The sequence below is a fragment of the Chlorogloeopsis sp. ULAP02 genome (assembly GCF_038404745.2).
Taxonomy (GTDB): domain Bacteria; phylum Cyanobacteriota; class Cyanobacteriia; order Cyanobacteriales; family Nostocaceae; genus Chlorogloeopsis.
Window position 1 is genome coordinate 211,416 of record NZ_JAYKTT020000088.1, and the last position, 19,568, is coordinate 230,983.

Consider the following 19,568-nt stretch of genomic DNA (forward strand, 5'->3'; position numbering starts at 1 on the left):
AGCAAATTTCATACGGAAATGAAATACAGTTTTTTATTAAATTTATACTTAAGATTTTATAAAGTCACCAAAAGTAGGGGCAAATAAATTAAACAAGAAAACTGAGTATCAGTACTGCCCAAATTAGAATTTTAGAATTATCGTGTTTTCAGCTACAGTTCCGTTCAACATAAATAAGCAAAAATTTAATTTAATATTTCATTTAACAATGCAGCTTTTTGAAGCACATCATGCTGCCGATTCATGAAACCTCGCATAATTGTTTGTGGTTTAGGACGCACTGGATATAAAGTCTTTCGTTTGCTGAGACAGCAGGGAGCGTTAGTTGTCGGCATTCATCACCAAGCGCTTCCAGGCGAGCGAGCCGGAGATGTAATTGTTGGCGATTTACACGCAGCTAGTACCCTCAAAGCTGCTGGAATTCAACAGGCACACACCATAGTGATAGCTGGAGGCGATGATGCCTTAAATTTACGAATTATGATGCAAGCGCGGGTGCTTAATCCCCGGATTAGAATTATTAATCGCTTCTTTAACACAAGTTTGGGAGAACGTTTGGATCATGCTGTACCAGAGCACTTGAGTATGAGTGTTGCTGGATTGGCGGCACCTGTGTTTACCTTTGCAGCACTAGGAAGCCAAGCGATCGGACAAATTAAGCTGTTTCAGCAAACTTGGCCGATTCATGAAGAGTATGTTGATGAAAACCACCCGTGGCTGAATCGCAAAATTAGTGAGTTATGGGCCGATCGCACGCGGATGCTGATTTACTATATGCCAGCAGAAGGTGAGATGGATCTGGTTTCGGCGTTGGTGTCTGGACAAAAGTTACAGCTAGGCGATCGCTTAATCGTTGGTGCTCAACCCCGCGTTCGTTGTATCCGCAGATCGATGATTGCCAGATTGCTAAAAATATTGACTAGTCTGCGACACTTTCAAAAACACGCCGAAGCAGTTGTAGCAATGTCTATTGTGCTGCTGGTAATTATTGCGATCGCTACAGTCATCTACACTTCTTCTGATGCAGCCGTTTCTGTTGTTGATGCTTTATACTTCGCTGTCGGCATGATTACTGGAGCAGGTGGCAATGATAAAGTGGTAGAACACGCTCCAAGTAGCATTAAATTATTTACTGTATTGATGATGCTGGTTGGCGCTGCGGTGATTGGTCTTTTTTATGCACTACTGAATGATTTTGTCTTAGGCAGCCGTTTCAAACAATTTTTAGATGCAGCCCGGATTCCCCAGCGCCATCATTATATCGTCTGTGGCTTGGGAGGAATTGGTATCAAAATTGTTCAGCAACTCCATGCCAGTGGACATGATGTCATAGTCATTGAGCGTGACACCAACAATAGATTTGTCAATACAGCTCGCGGGCTAGGTATTCCCGTCATGCATGGAGATGGTAGCTTTGCTGAAGTTCTCAAAGCAAGCAATTTAGAGAATGCTGCGGCACTAATTGCTGTTACCAACGATGATGCTACAAACTTGGAAATTGCCCTCAAAGCCAAAGCATTGACACCAAAGGTACCAGTAATTGTCCATTATGCAGATCCGGATTTTGCCCGGATGGCACAACAGGTGTTTGACTTTGAGACAGTACTAAGCCCGGCTGAACTTGCCGCTCCAGCTTTTGCTGCTGCTGCTCTAGGGGGGCGTATTCTTGGTAATGGTATTACAGCGGATAGTCTATGGGTTGCTTTTGCAACATTAATTACACCTGCTCATCCCTTTTGCGGTCAAAGAGTCAGAGATGCAGCTATGTCTGCTGACTTTGTACCTTTATACTTGGAAACAAATAACCAAACTATTCACGGCTGGGATTTACTCGAAACTAGCCTCAGTGCTGGAGATATTTTGTATTTGAATATGCCAGCAAATCGTTTGCATCAGTTGTGGCGTTATACTCCTCCACAAGTAATGGTAAGTTGAACAGGACTTACGCAAGAGTCTATGGAATCATAAACCGCACAGAACGCAGGGGAGGACACTGTGTTGCGGAGGTTCCCTCCGTTGTAGCAAGTGTCCGTGACACGGAGTCAAGAGGATTGGAGAGGGATTCTGCGTAAGTTCTATACTCATTAAGTGGAAGTTCATAGAGAATTAGTATAAGTCTAGAGTCTAGATATCTAAACCTACAACTGTTAACTGCGGTGGATGTTCAACAACAAACTGATAATATATTTCTTGTTTGGTTTGAGCAGGAATAGTAATATCCCATTCCAATCTTCCCATTTCTCCTAGTTGAATTTGCGGATTACTGCGGGTGAGGCGGACTTTAATTTGTTCGTTCCGGCTGACTGGTAATTGTTCTGTTAATTTCAGATCCACTTTTTGAGTGAGCAAGTTTGTAATTAACAACCGATATGCATAAATAATTCTAGAGTTATTACCAATCAATTTTTTATCTACTTGGCGCTCAATTAAATCGCGCTCTATTTTTAATCCTTCGTCAATACCTAAGTTAACTGTAAATTCTTGCCCTGGTGCAATATTCTCTAACTTTGTTGTACCGATAAAGATATTGTCACGAAATATATTTGCTTTCCCTGGTAATAAAGTTACCCCATTAGAGTTATTTTTGACATGAGCTTGTAAATAAGCAAAACTTACTAAGCGCGGCATTGCTACATAACTAAAGTGGCAAGGAAAATCATCCTGAAAAATTGTGGTTTTATGTGGTGCGCCATCACTGGGAATGTTACCGTTGCCATTCAGTTTAAAGTTGACGACGCTGCCTTCTTTTGTGACTTTTGCGACAACTGTTTCGGCTACAATGAAATTTTCCTCTGGTAGTTCGTAGTCTTCTTCAACAGCATCGCTGGCAGGAGCAGCCATAGTCATGGGCAGCATAGGTGCTCTTTTTCTCGTCATCAATTCTGGTTTTGGGTTTAAGCGTGGTATATCAATATACCAAGGTTCTAATTTTGGAGGTAGTGTTCCCAATCCTGGTTTAGCAGTAGAAAGGGTAAGAGCAACACCAAGCCAATCTTCACCAGTATTTTGCGTGATTTCTGCTAGATAGCTTATATTGACAATATTGTTTGTAATACTGGTGCGCAAGTCGTATAGGGGAGTCCAACTGGCACGATGAACAATGTAGGATACTTCTAGCTCAAATTCGCCCTCACTCTCAGGCTCGATCGCTACGCTCAAACTATAAGTTTCTTTGGGATGGGGTGTTTGCACTGTTTGCAACTGCTGGCGAAGGCTTTGTAATTGCTGCTCTAATTCTTTTTGCCTATTTTTACACTCAGTTGTGGAAATACCATATTCTGTATATTGACTTCCCAAAAAGTTGAGAAAATCCAACGTTTCGCTGAGGCTAAGATTTTTTCGCGCCAGGCTGATTGAAAATTGTTCCTCTGTTTTCTCGCGCAAGCCCTGGATAAAGCTAGACTGCAATGCTAAAGCATCAACTTGTGCTTGCAGATGCTGCCATTCTGCTTCTAATTGCTGGATTTGCTGAGTGAGGTGGGCGACTTTTGCTGCCACTGGTTCTGTAGAGAAGATGCGATCGCATCTAGCTTCGAGCAACCGCACTGAGATTTCGCCTTTGCCACTCACCCTAACTGATTCTGTTTCTATTGTGTCTGGCAGTGGAGCAATTACTAATTCTGTTTCTTGTCCTGTTAAGGATACTACACCCCGTCGTGTCACCAAAGCTTTGTCAGAATAAACGGTGACAGCTATAATCTGGCTTGCTACTATTTTGCGCACAGATGGCATCTCTGGGTTAACCACTGCCAGTTTCCCCCTTATTTTTACTGTTATGCAGGTTAATTTTTAATGTTTACAGACCTATACGTCAAGCAATTTCTAGGGATTAGGAAGAGGAGTGGGAGAGTAGAGGAGAATTCTTCCCCGCATCCTCTTCATTCGCCCTGTCCCCACCTCCCCTCGTCCTTGCGTCTTTGTTCAGACAGGGTAAAGTAAAAAGTCGCCCCTCTATCTACTGCGGCTTCTGCCCAAATTCGTCCCCCATGTTTTTGAACAAGCCGCTGTACCGAAGCAAGTCCTATACCTGTGCCTGAAAATTCTTGTTGAGAATGCATACGCTGAAAGGGACGAAATAGTTTTTGAGCGTAAGTCATGTTAAAACCTACACCATTATCCCGTACATAAAATTTGGACAAACTGTTAGATTCTAAGACAGCACCAAATTCAATTTTCGCTTCTTTACGTTTAGCAGTATACTTCCAAGCGTTAGATAATAAGTTTTCCAGCACTACACGCAGCAAAACTGGATCGCCATATACTACCAATTCTTCCTGAATTGTAGTTTCAACTTGACGGTTAAGCTCATTAGCTTTGAAATTTACTACAATTTCTTGAGCAATTTTACTCAGATTCACCGTCTGTGGTTGAATTTCGGTTTGTGAGAGTTTGTGTAATGACAGCATATGCTCAATTTGGGCATTCATGCGATCGCTGGCAATACCCAAGCGGTTGAGGAAAAACTTGGCTCGTTCATCGAGTTGGTTACCGTATTCACTCAACAATAGAGAACTATAGCCATCGATCGCACTCAATGGCGATCGCAAATCGTGAGAAAGAGTATAAGCAAATGCCTCTAATTCTTGATTGGCTGCTTCCAATTGAGCGGTGCGATCGCGTACTCTTTTTTCTAACTCTTGATAAACTTGGATATTTTCTATTGCTACTGAAGTGGTATCTGCTAAAGCTTGAATCAAACCTATTTCTTCGGTAGTGGCAAGGTGCGGTGTTGCCCAGTAGTTTCCGATTGCGCCGATAGGTGCTTCTTGACGAATTGGCACCATTACCAAGCTCTTGATAAAAGTGGGCTGATAAGCTTCATAAGGGATGCGTTCATCCTCATACACATCCTCTATAATCACTTGCTGCTGGTGCTGCATACACCAGCCACCAATGCAGATATTTATTGGAAAACGCCGTCCTTTCCACAACGGCTGTATAGCGTTTTCGTCGGCATAGAAACACATATCGCCTTCACGTAGCACGAAGGTAGCTCCGTCAGCACCAGTAAGTTCTCTGGCAGCTACGCGTACAATTGCCGTAATTTCATCTAAGCTACGTGCTAAAGAAAGTTCCTGAACTACCTTAACCAGTCTTTCCATTGCCTGATTTTGTTGTTCAAGGCGGCTTTGTGCAATTGCCCGGCGAGCGATCGGCGCAAGTCTCCACAACTGATTTTTACTAATGCAGTCCACAACACCTTCATTTAGATAAGTAGCGATTTCTTCTGGATTTGTATTTGCAGAAACTAAAATAAAGGGTATGTCGGGACATTTTTGTTTGGCTATTTCAAAGGCGGCGTGTCCAGTAAATTCAGGAACACTACTATTAGACAAAATTAAATCAAAACTATTCCCATTGAGGGCAGCAATATACTCAGAGCCTGAATTTGCCATGAATGTTTCACATTCAAAACCACCCTTGCTCAGTATTAACTGAATTAGTTCAACTTCCGTTGCATCATCTTCAACATGAAGTATACGTAGTCTATTCATGACCATTCTCAAACTTAGCTTTTATAATAAATTTCCTCACATATATAAATAATTAACTTCTGGTTATACAAAAATTTTTCTTAATTATGAGCAATAACTCTTTGATTAGAAGTAAATTTCAGTCTTACTTTATTTGAAGAACAAATAATTTAGTTTTTTAGATATTTATAAGTTTAACTATACATGGTAATTTGCAATGGTATGAGGTTTAAATCTCCTACTTAAATCATGAATCTTTATACTTGTTTTACTTTTGAAATATACACTATGCGATCATAATGTACTTTCATGGCTTATCTATGCACTGTGTGTGACTGTTCAGTACTTCTTAGACAAGAGTGAGCAAATAATAGGTAATGTTTTTCATTATTATCAATATTTCTTATTATGGCTGATGCATCACCTATCTATGAGAGGTTGCTTGTAAAGAAAAGCTTAAATTTAATAATTTATAGGACTCAACTAGTGATGGAGTGCTTCTGTATCTTAAGTTCTTACTAAGGAGAATACCTGTACAAAGTAAACAACAATGCGTTTACAAAAGCCAGAATATTGATACATTACTTAATTGTGTATATTGGGTATTCTGACTTCTGTATTCTGCATTATTTCAAAAAACAAGCCCCCAGCCTCTTTCTATCTAAAATTGCTAACCTCAAATCCAAAAAGTAAATAATTTAACTGCTTTCCTGATTTCGTTCACAACTAATAGCTGCAGTTTGTTCTGCAATCTGCTTGGCTGCGTCCATAAGATACTCAAAATAGGTGCGAGCAACAATAGATAGTTGTTTACCAGATGGATAAACCATATACCAATTTCGTTTAATTGGAAAATGTTCTACATCCAAAATAATTAAGTCTCCCGTATCTGGTAATAAAGTATGACGAGATAAAATAGAAATTCCCAATCCACCTGCTATAGCTTGCTTAATTGCCTCATTGCTCCCCAATTCTAACTTGACATTTACTGTTACCCCATGTTCATCAAATAATTTTTGCACGGCGCGACGTGTTCCCGAACCAGGTTCTCGCATAATAAAAGGTTCGTCAGCAAGACGTTGGATGGGAATATTTTTTTCATTTGCTAAAACGTGATTAATTGGTGCTAAAACTACTAAAGGATTTTCGAGAAATTGCTGGTAACTCACATCTAAATGTTCTGGAACTTGACTCATAATATACAAGTCGTCCATATTGTTTGTCATACGTTCCAGAATACCCTCATGATTTGTGACTTGTAGGGAGATTTCAATCCCTGGGTAAAGCTGGCAAAATGGCCCTAATAAACGTGGTATAAAGTATTTTGCCGTTGTAATAACTGCCAAACGCAATTGCCCTTGTTTTAGCCCTTTTAAGTCTGCCACTTTCATTTCAAACTTGGCTATAGTCTCAAAAATCTGGCGACAAGTAGCGTATAATTCTCGTCCTGCTTCTGTTAGATACAAACGCTTACCCACTTGTTCAAATAATGGCAACCCTACCGATTTTGTCAATTGTTTGATCTGCATAGAAACGGTAGGTTGGGTAAGAAAAAGTTCTTCGGCAGCACGAGTAAAACTACCGTGCCGCGCTGCTGCCTCAAACACCTTCAACTGATGCAGTGTTGCTTGATTCAATGCTAATTCTCCTCTTTTATGGCAACTAACCCAGATATAGCAGTTCTTATTTGCCTCGAAGACTGTTTAACTCTAATCCACCTTCTCTCCTGACGGTGTAGGTTTTAGTTTGCACCTACTCAAAATTGTCTGAATCGATCAAAACTGATACAGCACTTTACTTCCTGTCTTGAATAAAGCACAGAAGTGAAACATTTTGATTTTGGTGGCAGGAGGAATAATTACCCTCCCCTACAACAAGAGAGGATGGAGGAGAAGGTGTTGCATATTGCTATAAAACGAAAAACCGCTATAAATCTAGTATCACAGAATACTTGTCACTCCTATAGGGTGACTTACGCAAAAGTTATGAATTGTATATATAGATACAAATCTATATATTTCATCACAAAATGAGTATTTTCCTTATAGGACTGACAAGCTATTATCAAGACAACAAGCAAAGCGTAAGATGCCTTCCAGCCAACGTTGCACACCTTGAAGGTGTTTTTTGGGGATAGTAACCAACGTTGTACTAGCCTCGTCCTAACAGGTGTGTACAACGTTTTTCTCGATGTTAGATTTTAGGATTCTTCTGTAATTTTTGCAGGTAATATAGATAAATCTGGCAATTCTACTAACTCAGTTTCGACAACTGGTTGCTTAATATTTAACGGGAACCTCAATGGTTGACGTTCCTCTATCCAGCAACTGGCTACTGGCAAGGTTTGTTCTAATTCATCCAATGGTCGAGGAATAACCATTACGGCGTTTAATTCTCCAATGCGTTCTGCTTCGTACATTCCAGCTTCTACTGCTACTGCAACATTTGCCACGGAACCGCGAATAATGGCTGTACACAATCCTGCGCCGATTTTTTCATATGCTGCTAGTTGAACATCAGCAGCTTTGAGCATGGCGTCAGCAGCTCCTACCATTGCTGGAAAACCCCGCGTCTCTACCAAGCCTACTGCTTGGTTGCTCAAACGACTGTAGTTGCCATCCTCCGCAAAATTGCTGAGGCGGGTAGTAATAGGAAGTACTACATCTAAGTTGGGAAAAGGTCGGGGAATCACTAGGCTAGAAACATACTGATCGAATTGTTTCGCAGTCTGCTCACCAGATTCTACTGCCAGGCGGACATCAGCAATGTTACCCCGGATAATAGCAGTACAATGACCGCCACCTATTTTTTCATAGCCAATTAGGTGAACTCCCGCTGATTTGAGCATCATGTCTGCCGTACCAACGATCGCAGGAAAACTGCGGGTTGATACTAATCCCAAAGCACTATCTGCGAAGTTATCCCGACGACGGGATGTCTGGGCAGTGCTAATAGATCGTTGATTGTATGCGTCCATGTGAATTCTCCGGGGTTCTCAAAGGAAGGATGAAAGCGGGGATGAAGCCTTAAGGTAAAAGTACTTCATACTTATTACTTTCTGCTTCCTACTACAGGTGACAACTTACAATTAACACTTACTCAGATGGATCGTCAGAGTTGGATTTGTTTAAGGATTGTCTGTGGGGAAATAATGTAATCAACAGTTGTTGAATGCTCCCTTGTCCGTAGATGTGAGTACCGATAGCAGTAGATTCAGTACTAGGCTCTTGTGTATGCTCTTTTGGTTCTGGTTGTTGTGAAATTGGATCGGGATTAGGTGTGGTAATGGCGGAATTCAAAGAATTGTCTTGTCCGTTTGCCAAATTACCTGCATCTGTTTCGCCCGATACTGCGTTTGTAGAAGTGGAATTACTCTCAGAAGAAGTTGATGGTTTTATGCGATCGCTGATCGTATTTAAGTCAGAGATTTGGCGACTAGTGTCTCCCAAAACTGAACCAGGTGCGACTACTTGTCCCGATTCTACGGAACAATTGAAAATTGTTGTTGCTGAACCAATACAAGCATTTGCGCCTATTTTGCCTTTACCAACCATCAAAAAACCGGCCCCCAAGTTTGCTCCTGTTTCTACTTCTAAGGTTCCTTCATGGACTTTGAGGATTGCCCCCATACCAATACAAACCCCTGAACCAATAATAATTTTGCTGTTTGGAGCCGCTTGGAGTATCACCCCAGGTGCGAGAACTGCACTTGGATGAATAATAACCTCGCCACTGATGTAAGCATCAAAGTTATGACTCAGGCGCAGTGGCGGCACAGACATGGAAATTTTAACCTCGGAAGCCGGAATAAGTTACTGAAGAAGGCTGAAGTGTGAAAACTAAAATATGAAACCAAATATTTCATACTTCAGACTTCATCCTTCATCTTTGAATTTAAGGGCGTTGAATAATCGTTTCTAATACTCGACGTTTACCTTTGGGATCAATACCGATTAGACGCACGTATTCTCCTTGATATTCGGCAAGGTATGCCTCTAATGCAGCGATCGCATCTCTGATGTTAGTAGCTTGAATTTGTCCGCAGCTACTCCAAGAACCCATCCGAAAGCGTCTTTGATCTACGTGTTCAGCACTAATTTTATATCCACTCCCTAGAAGTTGTTGTAGCTGTTCAACAACCTCAGAACTTAATTTGGTGTTAGTAGCAGGTACAGTAGCTGTTGCAAAGGTGGAAGCACTAGCACCACCAAATGATGACTTTTGAGTGCCGGATGCAGAAACTGGGCCGTTAGGGCGTTGGATAATTGCTTCAAGCACGCGACGTTTGCCTTTGGGATCTATGCCAATCAAGCGCACATACTCGCCTTGGTGATTGTCCATACAATCTTCTAATGCCGCAACCACATCATTAGCAGAATGGGAATCGATTGGCTTGCAGCTTTGCCACGAACCGGTGCGGAAGCGCCGCTCATCTACGTGCTCCGTACCAATTTTATAACCACCTGCCAATAATTGGCGAACTTGGTCTACGGTTTCAGAGCTGAGTTTGCTGTTACCATTACCATTACCGTTGTAGCTACTGCCATTGCTGCTATAGCTAGAACTAGTGGGAGCTTTAAAAGAAGTAGGTGCTTTAACAGCGCCGTCTGGACGTTGGATAATGTTCTCCAATACACGTCGCTTGTTTTTGTCAATACCAAACAGGCGGACATATTCACCAGCATGATCTGCCAAACAAGTCTCTAAAGCTGAGATTGCTTCACCCAAGGATCTAGCTTCAATTGGCTTGCAACTAGTCCAAGAACCGGTACGGAAGCGCCGCGCGTCTACGTGTTCTGTACCGATTTTATATCCTTGCTCCAATAGATAGCGCAATTGCTCTACTGTTTCCGCACCCAAGCTACTGCTAGACACCTCACTGCTCCTTTCTATTCCATTAATGGCTGTACTTGTATAAGTTTGCTCTAATTCGTTGCGAATTGTTCTGATACATTTACTGTCAGCAGCACATAAATAACCTGCTCGTAGTGCCTGGTTAATACCAACCACATGGTGGGCAAATTGCTTATCTTCTGCTTGCACATCTGGCAAGCGATCGGCTTGCTGCTGATTAGTAATGATGGCTCCCGAAGGCACGTATTTGCCTGGTGGTACTTCTACATCTTGAATTAAAGCGTGCATCATCACGATGCATCCCGATCCAACCCTGGCATTAAAAACTGTAGAGCGAAAACCGATAAAACAGTCATCGCCTATATAACAAGGGCCGTGAATTAGAGCCATATGGGTAATACAGCTATTGCTCCCAATCCAGACCGAGTATTCCTGTTGATCGTCGCCGATGACGCGGCCTTTATCCAAGCCATGAACTACTACACCATCTTGAAGGTTGGTGTTTGCACCAATATAAAATGGTGTTCCTTCGTCTGCCCGAATCGAAGTACCAGGTGCAACGATGACGTTCGCTTCTATTTTTACATCCCCAATCACATGAGAAAAAGAATGCACAAAAGCTGATGGATGGATACTTGGTTCAGCTAAATTCTTTGACCACGGGGTTGGGGGAGCCGCCTCCGCGATACTGCGGACTGCCATTGCGAGATTCCTCCTCAGTTGAGTTCTTTGTCATTTGTCCTTTGTCATTAGTCATTCGTCTTTCAAAAACCAATGACTAATGACTAATGATCAATGACTTATCGATATTGATTTTTTTTGCTATAAACTAGGCGATCTTCAACGTGAACTGTATCAATAATCGCCACTACTGCCGCATCTATAGGACGCTGTTCATTACCAAGAATTTGGCGAGCGGAACTGCCACGACTGACAAGTACCCATTCATCCACTCCCGCACCAACACTATCGGCAGCCACTTCGTATTCTGGCAGAATACGCCCCTCTTCATCTACTAATTGCAACAACAGTAGTTTGACACCTCTAAGACTTGGATCTTTTTGAGTGCTAACTACTGTGCCGCGTACTTTAGCAATTTGCATTACACTTTACGGTCTTCTACCGAAAGGACGAATCGCATTAACGTTTTCACGGAACTGTTCTACATCTTCGGTATATCGAATCGGTAGAACGTATTCTAAGTTTTCGTGGGGACGAGCAATGATATGAGTAGACAGCACCTGTCCGCCATTTACTCGCTTGACGGATTCAACTCCTGCTGCGACCGAAGCTTGTACTTCCGAAACATCTCCCCGTACAATCACTGTGACACGACCGCTACCGATTTTTTCATAACCCACTAACGTAACACGAGCAGCTTTTACCATCGCATCAGCAGCTTCCACTACTGCGGGGAAGCCAAGCGTTTCTACCATTCCTACTGCAATTGACATAATTTTTTAATTCCTAAGAAGCTTCCAACAAACGAATCAACGAACACAAGCAAAGCTAGCTACAAGAAGGCAACCCCGTTTATGAATTGTTTTGATGTTAAAGTCTGCCTAAGTGCGGAACTGCTCTACAGCTTCGGTGTAACGAATAGGCAAGACGTATTCTAGGTTTTCGTGGGGGCGAGCAATAATGTGAGTAGAGACAACTTCACCACCATTGACTCTTCTAGCTGCTTCAATTCCTGCCGCTACTGAAGCTTGTACTTCAGATACGTCTCCACGAACAATTACTGTCACCCTAGCACTACCGATTTTTTCGTAGCCTACCAAGGTGACACGAGCGGCTTTCACCATAGCATCAGCAGCTTCCACTACTGCCGGAAAACCCTTTGTTTCAATCATTCCAACTGCAATAGGCATCGCAGATCTCCTAAACTAATTAATGCGATAAGTACTCTTTCTACTGAAAATTTTGACGGGGGTGCTCATCTTGAGCTAATTAACTGTTCTCAAATTAAGCATAGGAAAGCTTGGTGCCCCTGACAATATAAATTAGTATAATAGTTTATAATAAAATAGTTTAAAAAAACTTAATAATATTTTATTAGGTGCATTTTGCTCAACTAATCTTCATGGATTCCTAGAGCAGCTACTTCTGTTTTATAATTTTTTTATTACATTACACTTAAACAGGTTCATACAGTCACAAATTCCATCTTCAAGGAGAACGGCAAATTACCTAAAGGTAGTACAGTTGCGCTTCCTCGGTTTTTGTTATCTGTACAGAGCATCCATTAAAAATAAGTATAAGTTTTGCTTATAATTGATATTAATGGCTGTTTTCATGCTAGAAACCTCAAGCTAATCAAGAGAGGGTAGCATAGAAAGAGTAAACCTCTGTGTTAGGAAGAGGATAATGATTTTTTCCATATTCTCAGTGGAAAAGTGAAATAATGCTACCTAAACAAGACCGAAAACTAAAAACATCAAATCCAAATTTATTCAGTTCATTTAGTAAAGAAAATAAATACAAGCTGAGATGTCAAGGGAAACTTAAATGAACCAATTTCTGTTCTCAACAACTTGGTGGATACCATTCTATAGCTTATTAGGAGCATTGCTAACTTTACCTTGGGCAATGGGAATAGTTCGGCGCACAGGCCCAAGACCTGCAGCTTATTTTAATGTCTTGACAACAATTTTAGGTTTTGTTCATAGCTTGTTTGTCTTCAAGCATATTTGGGATAGAGGACAAGAAAATTTTGTTGTCACCTGGTTTAGTGCTGCGGATTTAACAATCTCCTTTGCTTTGGAAATTTCACCAGTTAGTGTTGGAGCAACAGTTTTAATTGCAGGACTAAGTTTACTGGCACAAATTTATGCTTTGGGTTACATGGAAAAGGATTGGGCATTAGCCCGATTTTTTGCCTTAATGGGATTTTTTGAAGCAGCACTCAGTGGTTTAGCAATCAGTGACTCCTTATTCCTTAGCTATGCATTGCTGGAGATGCTGACGCTTTCTACTTACTTGCTGGTAGGATTTTGGTACGCTCAACCATTGGTAGTAACAGCAGCACGAGATGCTTTTTTAACTAAGCGTGTAGGAGATTTGCTGCTGTTGATGGGAGTGGTAACCCTTTCGACGAAAGCAGGCAGTTTAAATTTTTCAGATTTATATGAGTGGACGCAAACAGCACAGTTAAGTCCTTTAACATCAAGTTTGTTGGGGTTAGCATTAATTGCGGGGCCTGCGGGTAAATGCGCTCAATTTCCGCTACATTTGTGGTTAGATGAAGCGATGGAAGGGCCTAATCCAGCTTCTGTGATGCGAAATTCAATGGTGGTAGCTGGAGGTGCATATTTGCTCTACAAATTGCAGCCAATTTTAGCACTTTCACCGATCGCTCTAGATGCTTTGGTCATTATCGGTACGGTAACGGCAATTGGCGCTTCTTTGGTATCGATCGCCCAAACAGATATTAAACGTGCTTTATCTCATTCCACCAGTGCATACATGGGGTTGGTGTTTTTGGCGGTGGGCTTGCAGCAAGGAGGAGTAGCTCTGATTTTGCTATTTACTCATGGAATCGCCAAAGCTCTATTATTTATGAGCGCAGGTTCGGTAATATACACCACGACTTCTCAGGATCTTACAGAAATGGGTGGTTTGTGGTCGCGCATGCCAGCAACCACCTCTGCTTTTCTTGTCGGTGCAGCCGGGATGGTATCGCTGTTGCCTCTGGGAAGCTTTTGGGCAATGCTATCTTGGGCTGATGGCTTAGTTGTAGTTAATCCTTGGGTGTTGTGGGTATTAGTGCTTGTCAATGGTTTGACAGCATTGAATTTGACGCGGGTGTTTCGATTGGTATTTTGGGGTGAACCGCAGCAGAAAACCCGTCGTGCTCCAGAAGTTCACTGGCCGATGGCATTGCCAATGGTATCTTTGACAGTAGTGACTTTGTTATTACCCGTGATGTTACAGCAGTGGTATTTGCTGCCAACTTGGGAAAGTGTCAATTGGTTTGTAGTGTCGATATTAGTTTTGTCTACTTTATCAGGAGTAGCGATCGGCTCTACAATTTACTTACACAAGGCTTGGTCAAGATCAAGAGTCCTGGTTTGGAGATTTTTCCAAGATTTGTTGGGATATGACTTTTATATCGACCAAATTTATCGGGTGACAGTAGTTAGTGCTGTTGGGCTGCTTTCTAAAATTTCAGCTTGGAGCGATCGCTATCTGGTAGATGGTTTGGTTAATTTAGTTGGCTTTGCAACTATGTTCGGCGGGCAAAGCTTAAAATACAGTATTTCTGGTCAATCTCAAGGTTACCTACTAACTATACTCGTAGGCATTAGTATCTTAGGTTTCTTTATTAGCTGGTCATTAGGTTTGTTGAAAAATTTGCCTTTTTAGAGTTTAGGGGTTAGAGGCTAGGGGCTAGGGTCTCGTGAAAAAATATTCTCTACTCTCCAATACACAATCCTTAGTCCCTAGTCCCTAATCCCTAGTTCCTAGTCCCTAATCCCTAGTCCCTAGTCCCTCCTATGCTCAGTGCTTTAATTTTACTGCCGTTATTAGGTGCGGCTTTAATCTGTGTCTTACCTTCTGATATTGCTAAACTACCTCGTCGTGTAGCTTTGGTATTTGGCAGTCTTGCATTTTTATGGAATATTGTTTTAACCACCAAGTTTGATCCAACACTTACAAGTCAACAATTTAGGGAATTCTTACCTTGGATAGATACCTTAGGTTTGAACTACCATTTGGGAATAGACGGTTTATCTTTACCGTTATTATTGTTGAATGGACTGCTGACTTGTGTAGCTATCTACAGTAGTGATGAAGACTTACAAAGACCTCGATTTTATTACTCCTTGCTTCTGCTGTTAAGTGCTGGTGTCACTGGCGCATTTCTAGCACAGGATTTACTGCTATTCTTCCTGTTTTACGAACTAGAACTGATTCCCCTTTATTTACTGATTGCCATTTGGGGTGGAGAACGGCGGGGATATGCAGCAACAAAGTTTTTGATTTATACCGCCGTTTCTGGAATTTTGATTTTAGCAAGCTTCCTGGGTATGGTGTGGCTGAGTGGTGCTCCTAGCTTTGCGATGGAGACGTTAAATACTTCTGCTTTACCTGTAGCTACACAAATTCTCCTGCTGGTAGGAATTTTAATTGGTTTTGGCATCAAAATTCCTTTGGTTCCCTTCCATACTTGGTTACCAGATGCTCACGTTGAAGCTTCTACACCTATTTCAGTATTGTTGGCTGGAGTATTGTTAAAGCTGGGAACTTACGGTTTAATTCGCTTTGGTTTATATTTATTGCCCGAAGCTTGGAGCATTCTTGCTCCTACTTTAGCAACTTGGGCAGTGGTGAGCGTGCTTTATGGTGCATCCTGTGCGATCGCCCAAAAAGACATGAAAAAAATGGTGGCATATAGTTCCATAGGGCATATGGGCTTTGTACTGATTGCTGCGGCTGCTGCCACCCCCTTAAGCATCTTGGCAACAGTCATGCAAATGGTTAGCCACGGTTTAATTTCCGCGCTGCTATTTTTGCTAGTAGGAATTGTGTATAAAAAAGCCGGAAGTCGCAATTTAGATGTACTTCGAGGGCTATTTAATCCAGAACGAGGGATGCCTGTCATCGGCAGCTTGATGGTGTTGGGTGTGATGGCTAGTGCAGGTATACCAGGAATGTTTGGATTTATTGCTGAATTTGTGGTGTTTCGCAGCAGTTTTGCAGTTTATCCAGTACAAACTTTGTTGTGCATGATTGGTACTGGTTTAACAGCCGTTTACTTCTTAATTTTGATGAACCGCGCCTTTTTTGGACGCTTGTCTGCCCAGGTGGTAAACTTGCCACGAGTTTATTGGAGCGATCGCGCTCCTGCCATTGTCTTAGCTGTGCTGATTGTAGTTTTTGGTATTCAACCAAATTGGTTAATACGTTGGACAGAAGCAACAACTACAGCAATTGTGAATACTCAAAGTGTTGTTGCTAATGTTTCTGTGGTAAAGGCAAAAGGTACAAATTTAGTCATTAGTCATTAGTCATTAGTTAGTAGTTATTAGTTATTAGTTGGTTGTAGACCACTAACTACTATCCACTATCCACTAACTAATTACTACTCCCATTTTTCAGGAGAATTTTGTAATGGTAACTGCTACAAATAAACCTACTAAACATCCATTAGCTGAATATATCGAGCGTCTGGAATCAGGAGGAACATTACTTCCTAATACCGCAGAAAACGTATTAGAAGTAGTAGGCATTCTTAAAAGTTATGGTGTAGTTTTAGATGCCTACTCTAAAAATCTTATTTATATTGCCGAAAATCAATTTTTAGTATTCTTTCCTTTTTTTAAATACTTTAATGGAGAAATTTCTCTCCAAAAGCTACTTCGTCATTGGTCACATGATAGAATTAATTTTGAATATGCCGAATATTGCCTAAAAGCAATGTTATGGCATGGTGGCGGCGGTTTGGATAAATATTTAGATACAAAAGAATTTCAACAAAGAGCACAAGCAGTTATTCAAGCTAAATTTAAAAATAATCCCATCATTATGGGAGTTAATCAACTTTTTCCCGATTTCTTAGTTGAGCAGTTGCGTGTTTCTGCATACTACAGCGGCTTGGGACAATTTTGGAGAGTAATGGCTGATATTTTCCTTGAGTTATCAGACCGTTATGATCGAGGTGAAATCAAATCAATTCCCCAAGTTGTAGATCATATCAAAGCAGGTTTGGTAGCAAATGCCAATAAGCCAATTACATACTCCGTTAAAATTAAAAATCAAGTTTATGACATCATTCCTGCAAGTGTGGGTTTAACTTTCCTTGCAGATACAGCAGTTCCTTATGTAGAAGCTGTTTTCTTCCGAGGAACACCTTTTCCTGGTACTGTTTCATTCAACGCTCAAGCTTATCAAGTTCCGCCAGATCAAGCTAAATTTCAGTATGGCGCTTTATATGCCGATCCGCTACCTATTGGCGGCGCAGGTATTCCTCCTACCTTGTTAATGCAGGATATGCGTCATTTTCTCCCAGAGTATTTGCATGAAGTATATCGTCGCAGCCGTCGGGGAGAGGATGATTTGCGAGTGCAAATTTGTATGACATTCCAAAAGTCAATGTTCTGCGTGACAACCGCCGCGATTGTAGGATTAATGCCCTATCCTGCGGATACTCAAAATTCAGAAGAACAAAGGCTAAATCGAGTGTATTTAGCAAAGTGGATGGATAGACTGCAAACCTCACAGTTGAGAGAGGTTAATAGTTAGGAAATATTCTTTGTGTCTTTGTATTTTGGTGATTCATGTATCAATTTTTTCATGTCAAGGCGTGAAAAAATATGCCTGGAACTAAAGTTCCAGGCTAATAGCTTAAGATAAAAAGCAAGTGAATCTGCCTTAATAAACTAAAATATGTAAAATATCTAAATTATAACTAGAATAAACTACTAAAACTGGTAAAAATACATTTTTAAAATTAAACAAAAAGAGGCAAGCTCACCTCTTTTTGAAGCTTTACCTCTTTCAATAAGGCTATTTACTTTTTAGAACCTGTCATTGCTGACTATAACGCACCTAATTGAAGCATTATCTAAGTAAGCCTTGAGCATCAGACTTGAGAACGATCCGTCAAAATTTCGTAGCCAGTTTCTGTCACCAACACGGTGTGCTCGAACTGAGCCGACAAAGCATTATCCACAGTCACAGCAGTCCAGCGATCGGATAAAATTCGGGTGTACTTAGAACCAGCATTGAGAATTGGCTCGATCGCCAGTGTCATCCCGGCACGTAGTTTTACATTTGGCATATCACGGGTGCGGAAGTTGAACACAGAAGGTTCTTCGTGCAGATTGCGCCCGACACCATGCCCAGTAAAGTCTTCCACTACGCTGAAGCGATTAGCCTTAACATGATCTTCGATTGCTCCAGCAATATCCATCAAGTAATTTCCAGCTTTTACCTGTTCAATACCTTTATACAGCGCTTCTTCGGCGACGCGAATCAGTCTAGCAGCTTCTGAGGTAACTTCACCTACAGCAATAGTAATGCAGGAGTCACCATGAAAGCCTTCATAATAAGCGCCTGTATCTACTTTTAAAACATCACCAGCCCGGATGACTTTCTTGGGATTGGGAATGCCATGTACAACTTCATTATTGATGCTGGCACAAATAGAACCAGGAAAACCGTGATATCCCTTAAAACTTGGTGTTGCACCCATTTCCCGGATGCGTTTTTCCGCATGAGCATCCAAGTCTGCTGTAGTCATTCCTGGCTGCACCAGTTCAGAAATCTCTTTGAGCACGGTTGCCACTATTTTTGCCGATCGCCGCATAATTTCTATTTCACGCGGCGATTTAATTTCAATACCTCTACGCTGCCTTTTAGAGCGATTATCTTGAGCTGGCTGAGAAAGCAGATTACTTAAAATGTTCATGGGAAATTGATTATTGTTTGCGCCTTGCTGCTTAAATGGCTATTTTTTTCTATCTTAAGCGGTAGGCATAAATAGTGGTTCGTTGTTTCTTGCTGGAAATAATTAGCAAATAACGAACCTGATAATTATGTTTATTTACGCCCGGTTACTTAATCGAGAAGTAATACATATACTTAAATTAACTTATTTTTTGCCTCATATTTTGTTCGTAGATTTTTGCTACTGAAAACTAAATGTGATTTTAATTCTCAATTTTCAATCTCTTACTGCCCAGAATTGATGGCAATGTCTCCAGTCATACCTGCCTCTGCATGCCCTGGGATCGGACAACGTAAGCTATATTTTCCTGGCTTAAGTGCTATAAATACCCATTCTGCCTCAGCACCAGGCTTTAGTTCCATCTCGTGGATTGCTCCTTTAACTTCTACTTTTCCTGCTTCTACTTTTTGTGTCCAAATGTTATCAGCAAAATCTTTGGCAGTGAAATAGTGCTTTTGCGCACTGGGATTTACTAGCCGAAGTGTGTAGCGTTTACCAGCTACAAATTCCAAATGATTTGGCTCAAACTTCAGTTCGTTGACTGCATTACCGAGGCTGACTGTCACTTCGGTTGGTGTTTGTTTCAGTAAATCTCCTGAATTCTTGGCTGCTAATGCAGGAGTAGTAACAATGAAATTAAAACACAACAGCAATACTACTGTGAAGTAAATACACTGTAGGAATTGCCAGGAAGTTTTCGCAACGAACTGAATCATAGCCTTTCATCTCAAGAAGTTAATTACTGATTTTTGTTTGTACCATTAACGATTAGTCATTAGCCATTAACT

General features: G+C 41.3%; 15 protein-coding genes. 4 read left to right on the forward strand and 11 right to left on the reverse strand.

What is annotated here, in order from left to right:
• Positions 1–243 precede the first annotated feature (243 nt).
• The gene (locus tag U2718_RS32910; protein WP_341994257.1) at positions 244–1,935 is read left to right on the forward strand and encodes a potassium channel family protein; all 1,692 of its coding nucleotides are present in this window, start codon (positions 244–246) and stop codon (positions 1,933–1,935) included.
• Positions 1,936–2,124: 189 nt separating this feature from the next.
• Here the strand turns inward: U2718_RS32910 and U2718_RS32915 are convergent, their stop codons facing one another.
• The 9 genes from U2718_RS32915 to U2718_RS32955 form a co-directional block, all read right to left on the reverse strand.
• Positions 2,125–3,747, reverse strand: a complete 1,623-nt coding sequence (locus tag U2718_RS32915) for a mucoidy inhibitor MuiA family protein (protein ID WP_341994255.1) — start codon at positions 3,745–3,747, stop codon at positions 2,125–2,127.
• Positions 3,748–3,878: 131 nt separating this feature from the next.
• Entirely contained in the window at positions 3,879–5,495 is a 1,617-nt protein-coding gene (locus U2718_RS32920) for an ATP-binding protein (RefSeq protein WP_341994253.1), read from the reverse strand.
• Between the two features lie 677 nt (positions 5,496–6,172).
• Positions 6,173–7,111 (reverse strand): LysR family transcriptional regulator, encoded by a 939-nt coding sequence (locus U2718_RS32925; RefSeq protein ID WP_341994251.1) that lies wholly within the window; start codon positions 7,109–7,111, stop codon positions 6,173–6,175.
• Between the two features lie 563 nt (positions 7,112–7,674).
• Positions 7,675–8,451, reverse strand: a complete 777-nt coding sequence (locus U2718_RS32930) for a carbon dioxide-concentrating mechanism protein (RefSeq protein ID WP_289793159.1) — start codon at positions 8,449–8,451, stop codon at positions 7,675–7,677.
• Positions 8,452–8,569: 118 nt separating this feature from the next.
• Positions 8,570–9,256 (reverse strand): transferase, encoded by a 687-nt coding sequence (locus U2718_RS32935; protein ID WP_341994247.1) that lies wholly within the window; start codon positions 9,254–9,256, stop codon positions 8,570–8,572.
• Positions 9,257–9,368: 112 nt separating this feature from the next.
• Positions 9,369–11,030: a ribulose bisphosphate carboxylase small subunit gene (locus U2718_RS32940; protein ID WP_341994245.1), complete on the reverse strand. Its 1,662-nt coding sequence runs from the start codon at positions 11,028–11,030 to the stop codon at positions 9,369–9,371.
• 98 nt (positions 11,031–11,128) lie between these two features.
• A complete protein-coding gene (locus U2718_RS32945; RefSeq protein WP_289793157.1) occupies positions 11,129–11,431 on the reverse strand; it encodes a EutN/CcmL family microcompartment protein in 303 nt (100 codons plus the stop codon).
• 6 nt (positions 11,432–11,437) lie between these two features.
• Positions 11,438–11,782 (reverse strand): carbon dioxide-concentrating mechanism protein CcmK, encoded by a 345-nt coding sequence (locus U2718_RS32950; RefSeq protein ID WP_010995041.1) that lies wholly within the window; start codon positions 11,780–11,782, stop codon positions 11,438–11,440.
• A gap of 108 nt (positions 11,783–11,890) precedes the next feature.
• Positions 11,891–12,199, reverse strand: a complete 309-nt coding sequence (locus tag U2718_RS32955; RefSeq protein WP_010995042.1) for a carbon dioxide-concentrating mechanism protein CcmK — start codon at positions 12,197–12,199, stop codon at positions 11,891–11,893.
• A gap of 637 nt (positions 12,200–12,836) precedes the next feature.
• On the opposite strand from U2718_RS32955, the gene U2718_RS32960 reads away from it, so the two are divergent.
• The 3 genes from U2718_RS32960 to U2718_RS32970 all read left to right on the forward strand — a co-directional run bounded on the left by U2718_RS32960 (position 12,837) and on the right by U2718_RS32970 (position 17,573).
• Positions 12,837–14,693, forward strand: a complete 1,857-nt coding sequence (locus tag U2718_RS32960) for an NAD(P)H-quinone oxidoreductase subunit F (protein ID WP_341994226.1) — start codon at positions 12,837–12,839, stop codon at positions 14,691–14,693.
• Between the two features lie 131 nt (positions 14,694–14,824).
• On the forward strand, positions 14,825–16,339 hold the full coding sequence (locus U2718_RS32965; RefSeq protein WP_341994225.1) for an NADH-quinone oxidoreductase subunit M: 1,515 nt from the start codon (positions 14,825–14,827) through the stop codon (positions 16,337–16,339).
• A gap of 103 nt (positions 16,340–16,442) precedes the next feature.
• Entirely contained in the window at positions 16,443–17,573 is a 1,131-nt protein-coding gene (locus tag U2718_RS32970) for a CO2 hydration protein (RefSeq protein WP_341994224.1), read from the forward strand.
• A gap of 340 nt (positions 17,574–17,913) precedes the next feature.
• Here U2718_RS32970 and map read toward each other — a convergent pair whose 3' ends face one another.
• Positions 17,914–18,741, reverse strand: coding sequence for a type I methionyl aminopeptidase (gene map, locus U2718_RS32975; RefSeq protein ID WP_341994223.1), 828 nt, complete (start codon positions 18,739–18,741; stop codon positions 17,914–17,916).
• 263 nt (positions 18,742–19,004) lie between these two features.
• Positions 19,005–19,496: a cupredoxin domain-containing protein gene (locus tag U2718_RS32980; protein WP_341994222.1), complete on the reverse strand. Its 492-nt coding sequence runs from the start codon at positions 19,494–19,496 to the stop codon at positions 19,005–19,007.
• Positions 19,497–19,568: the final 72 nt, after the last annotated feature.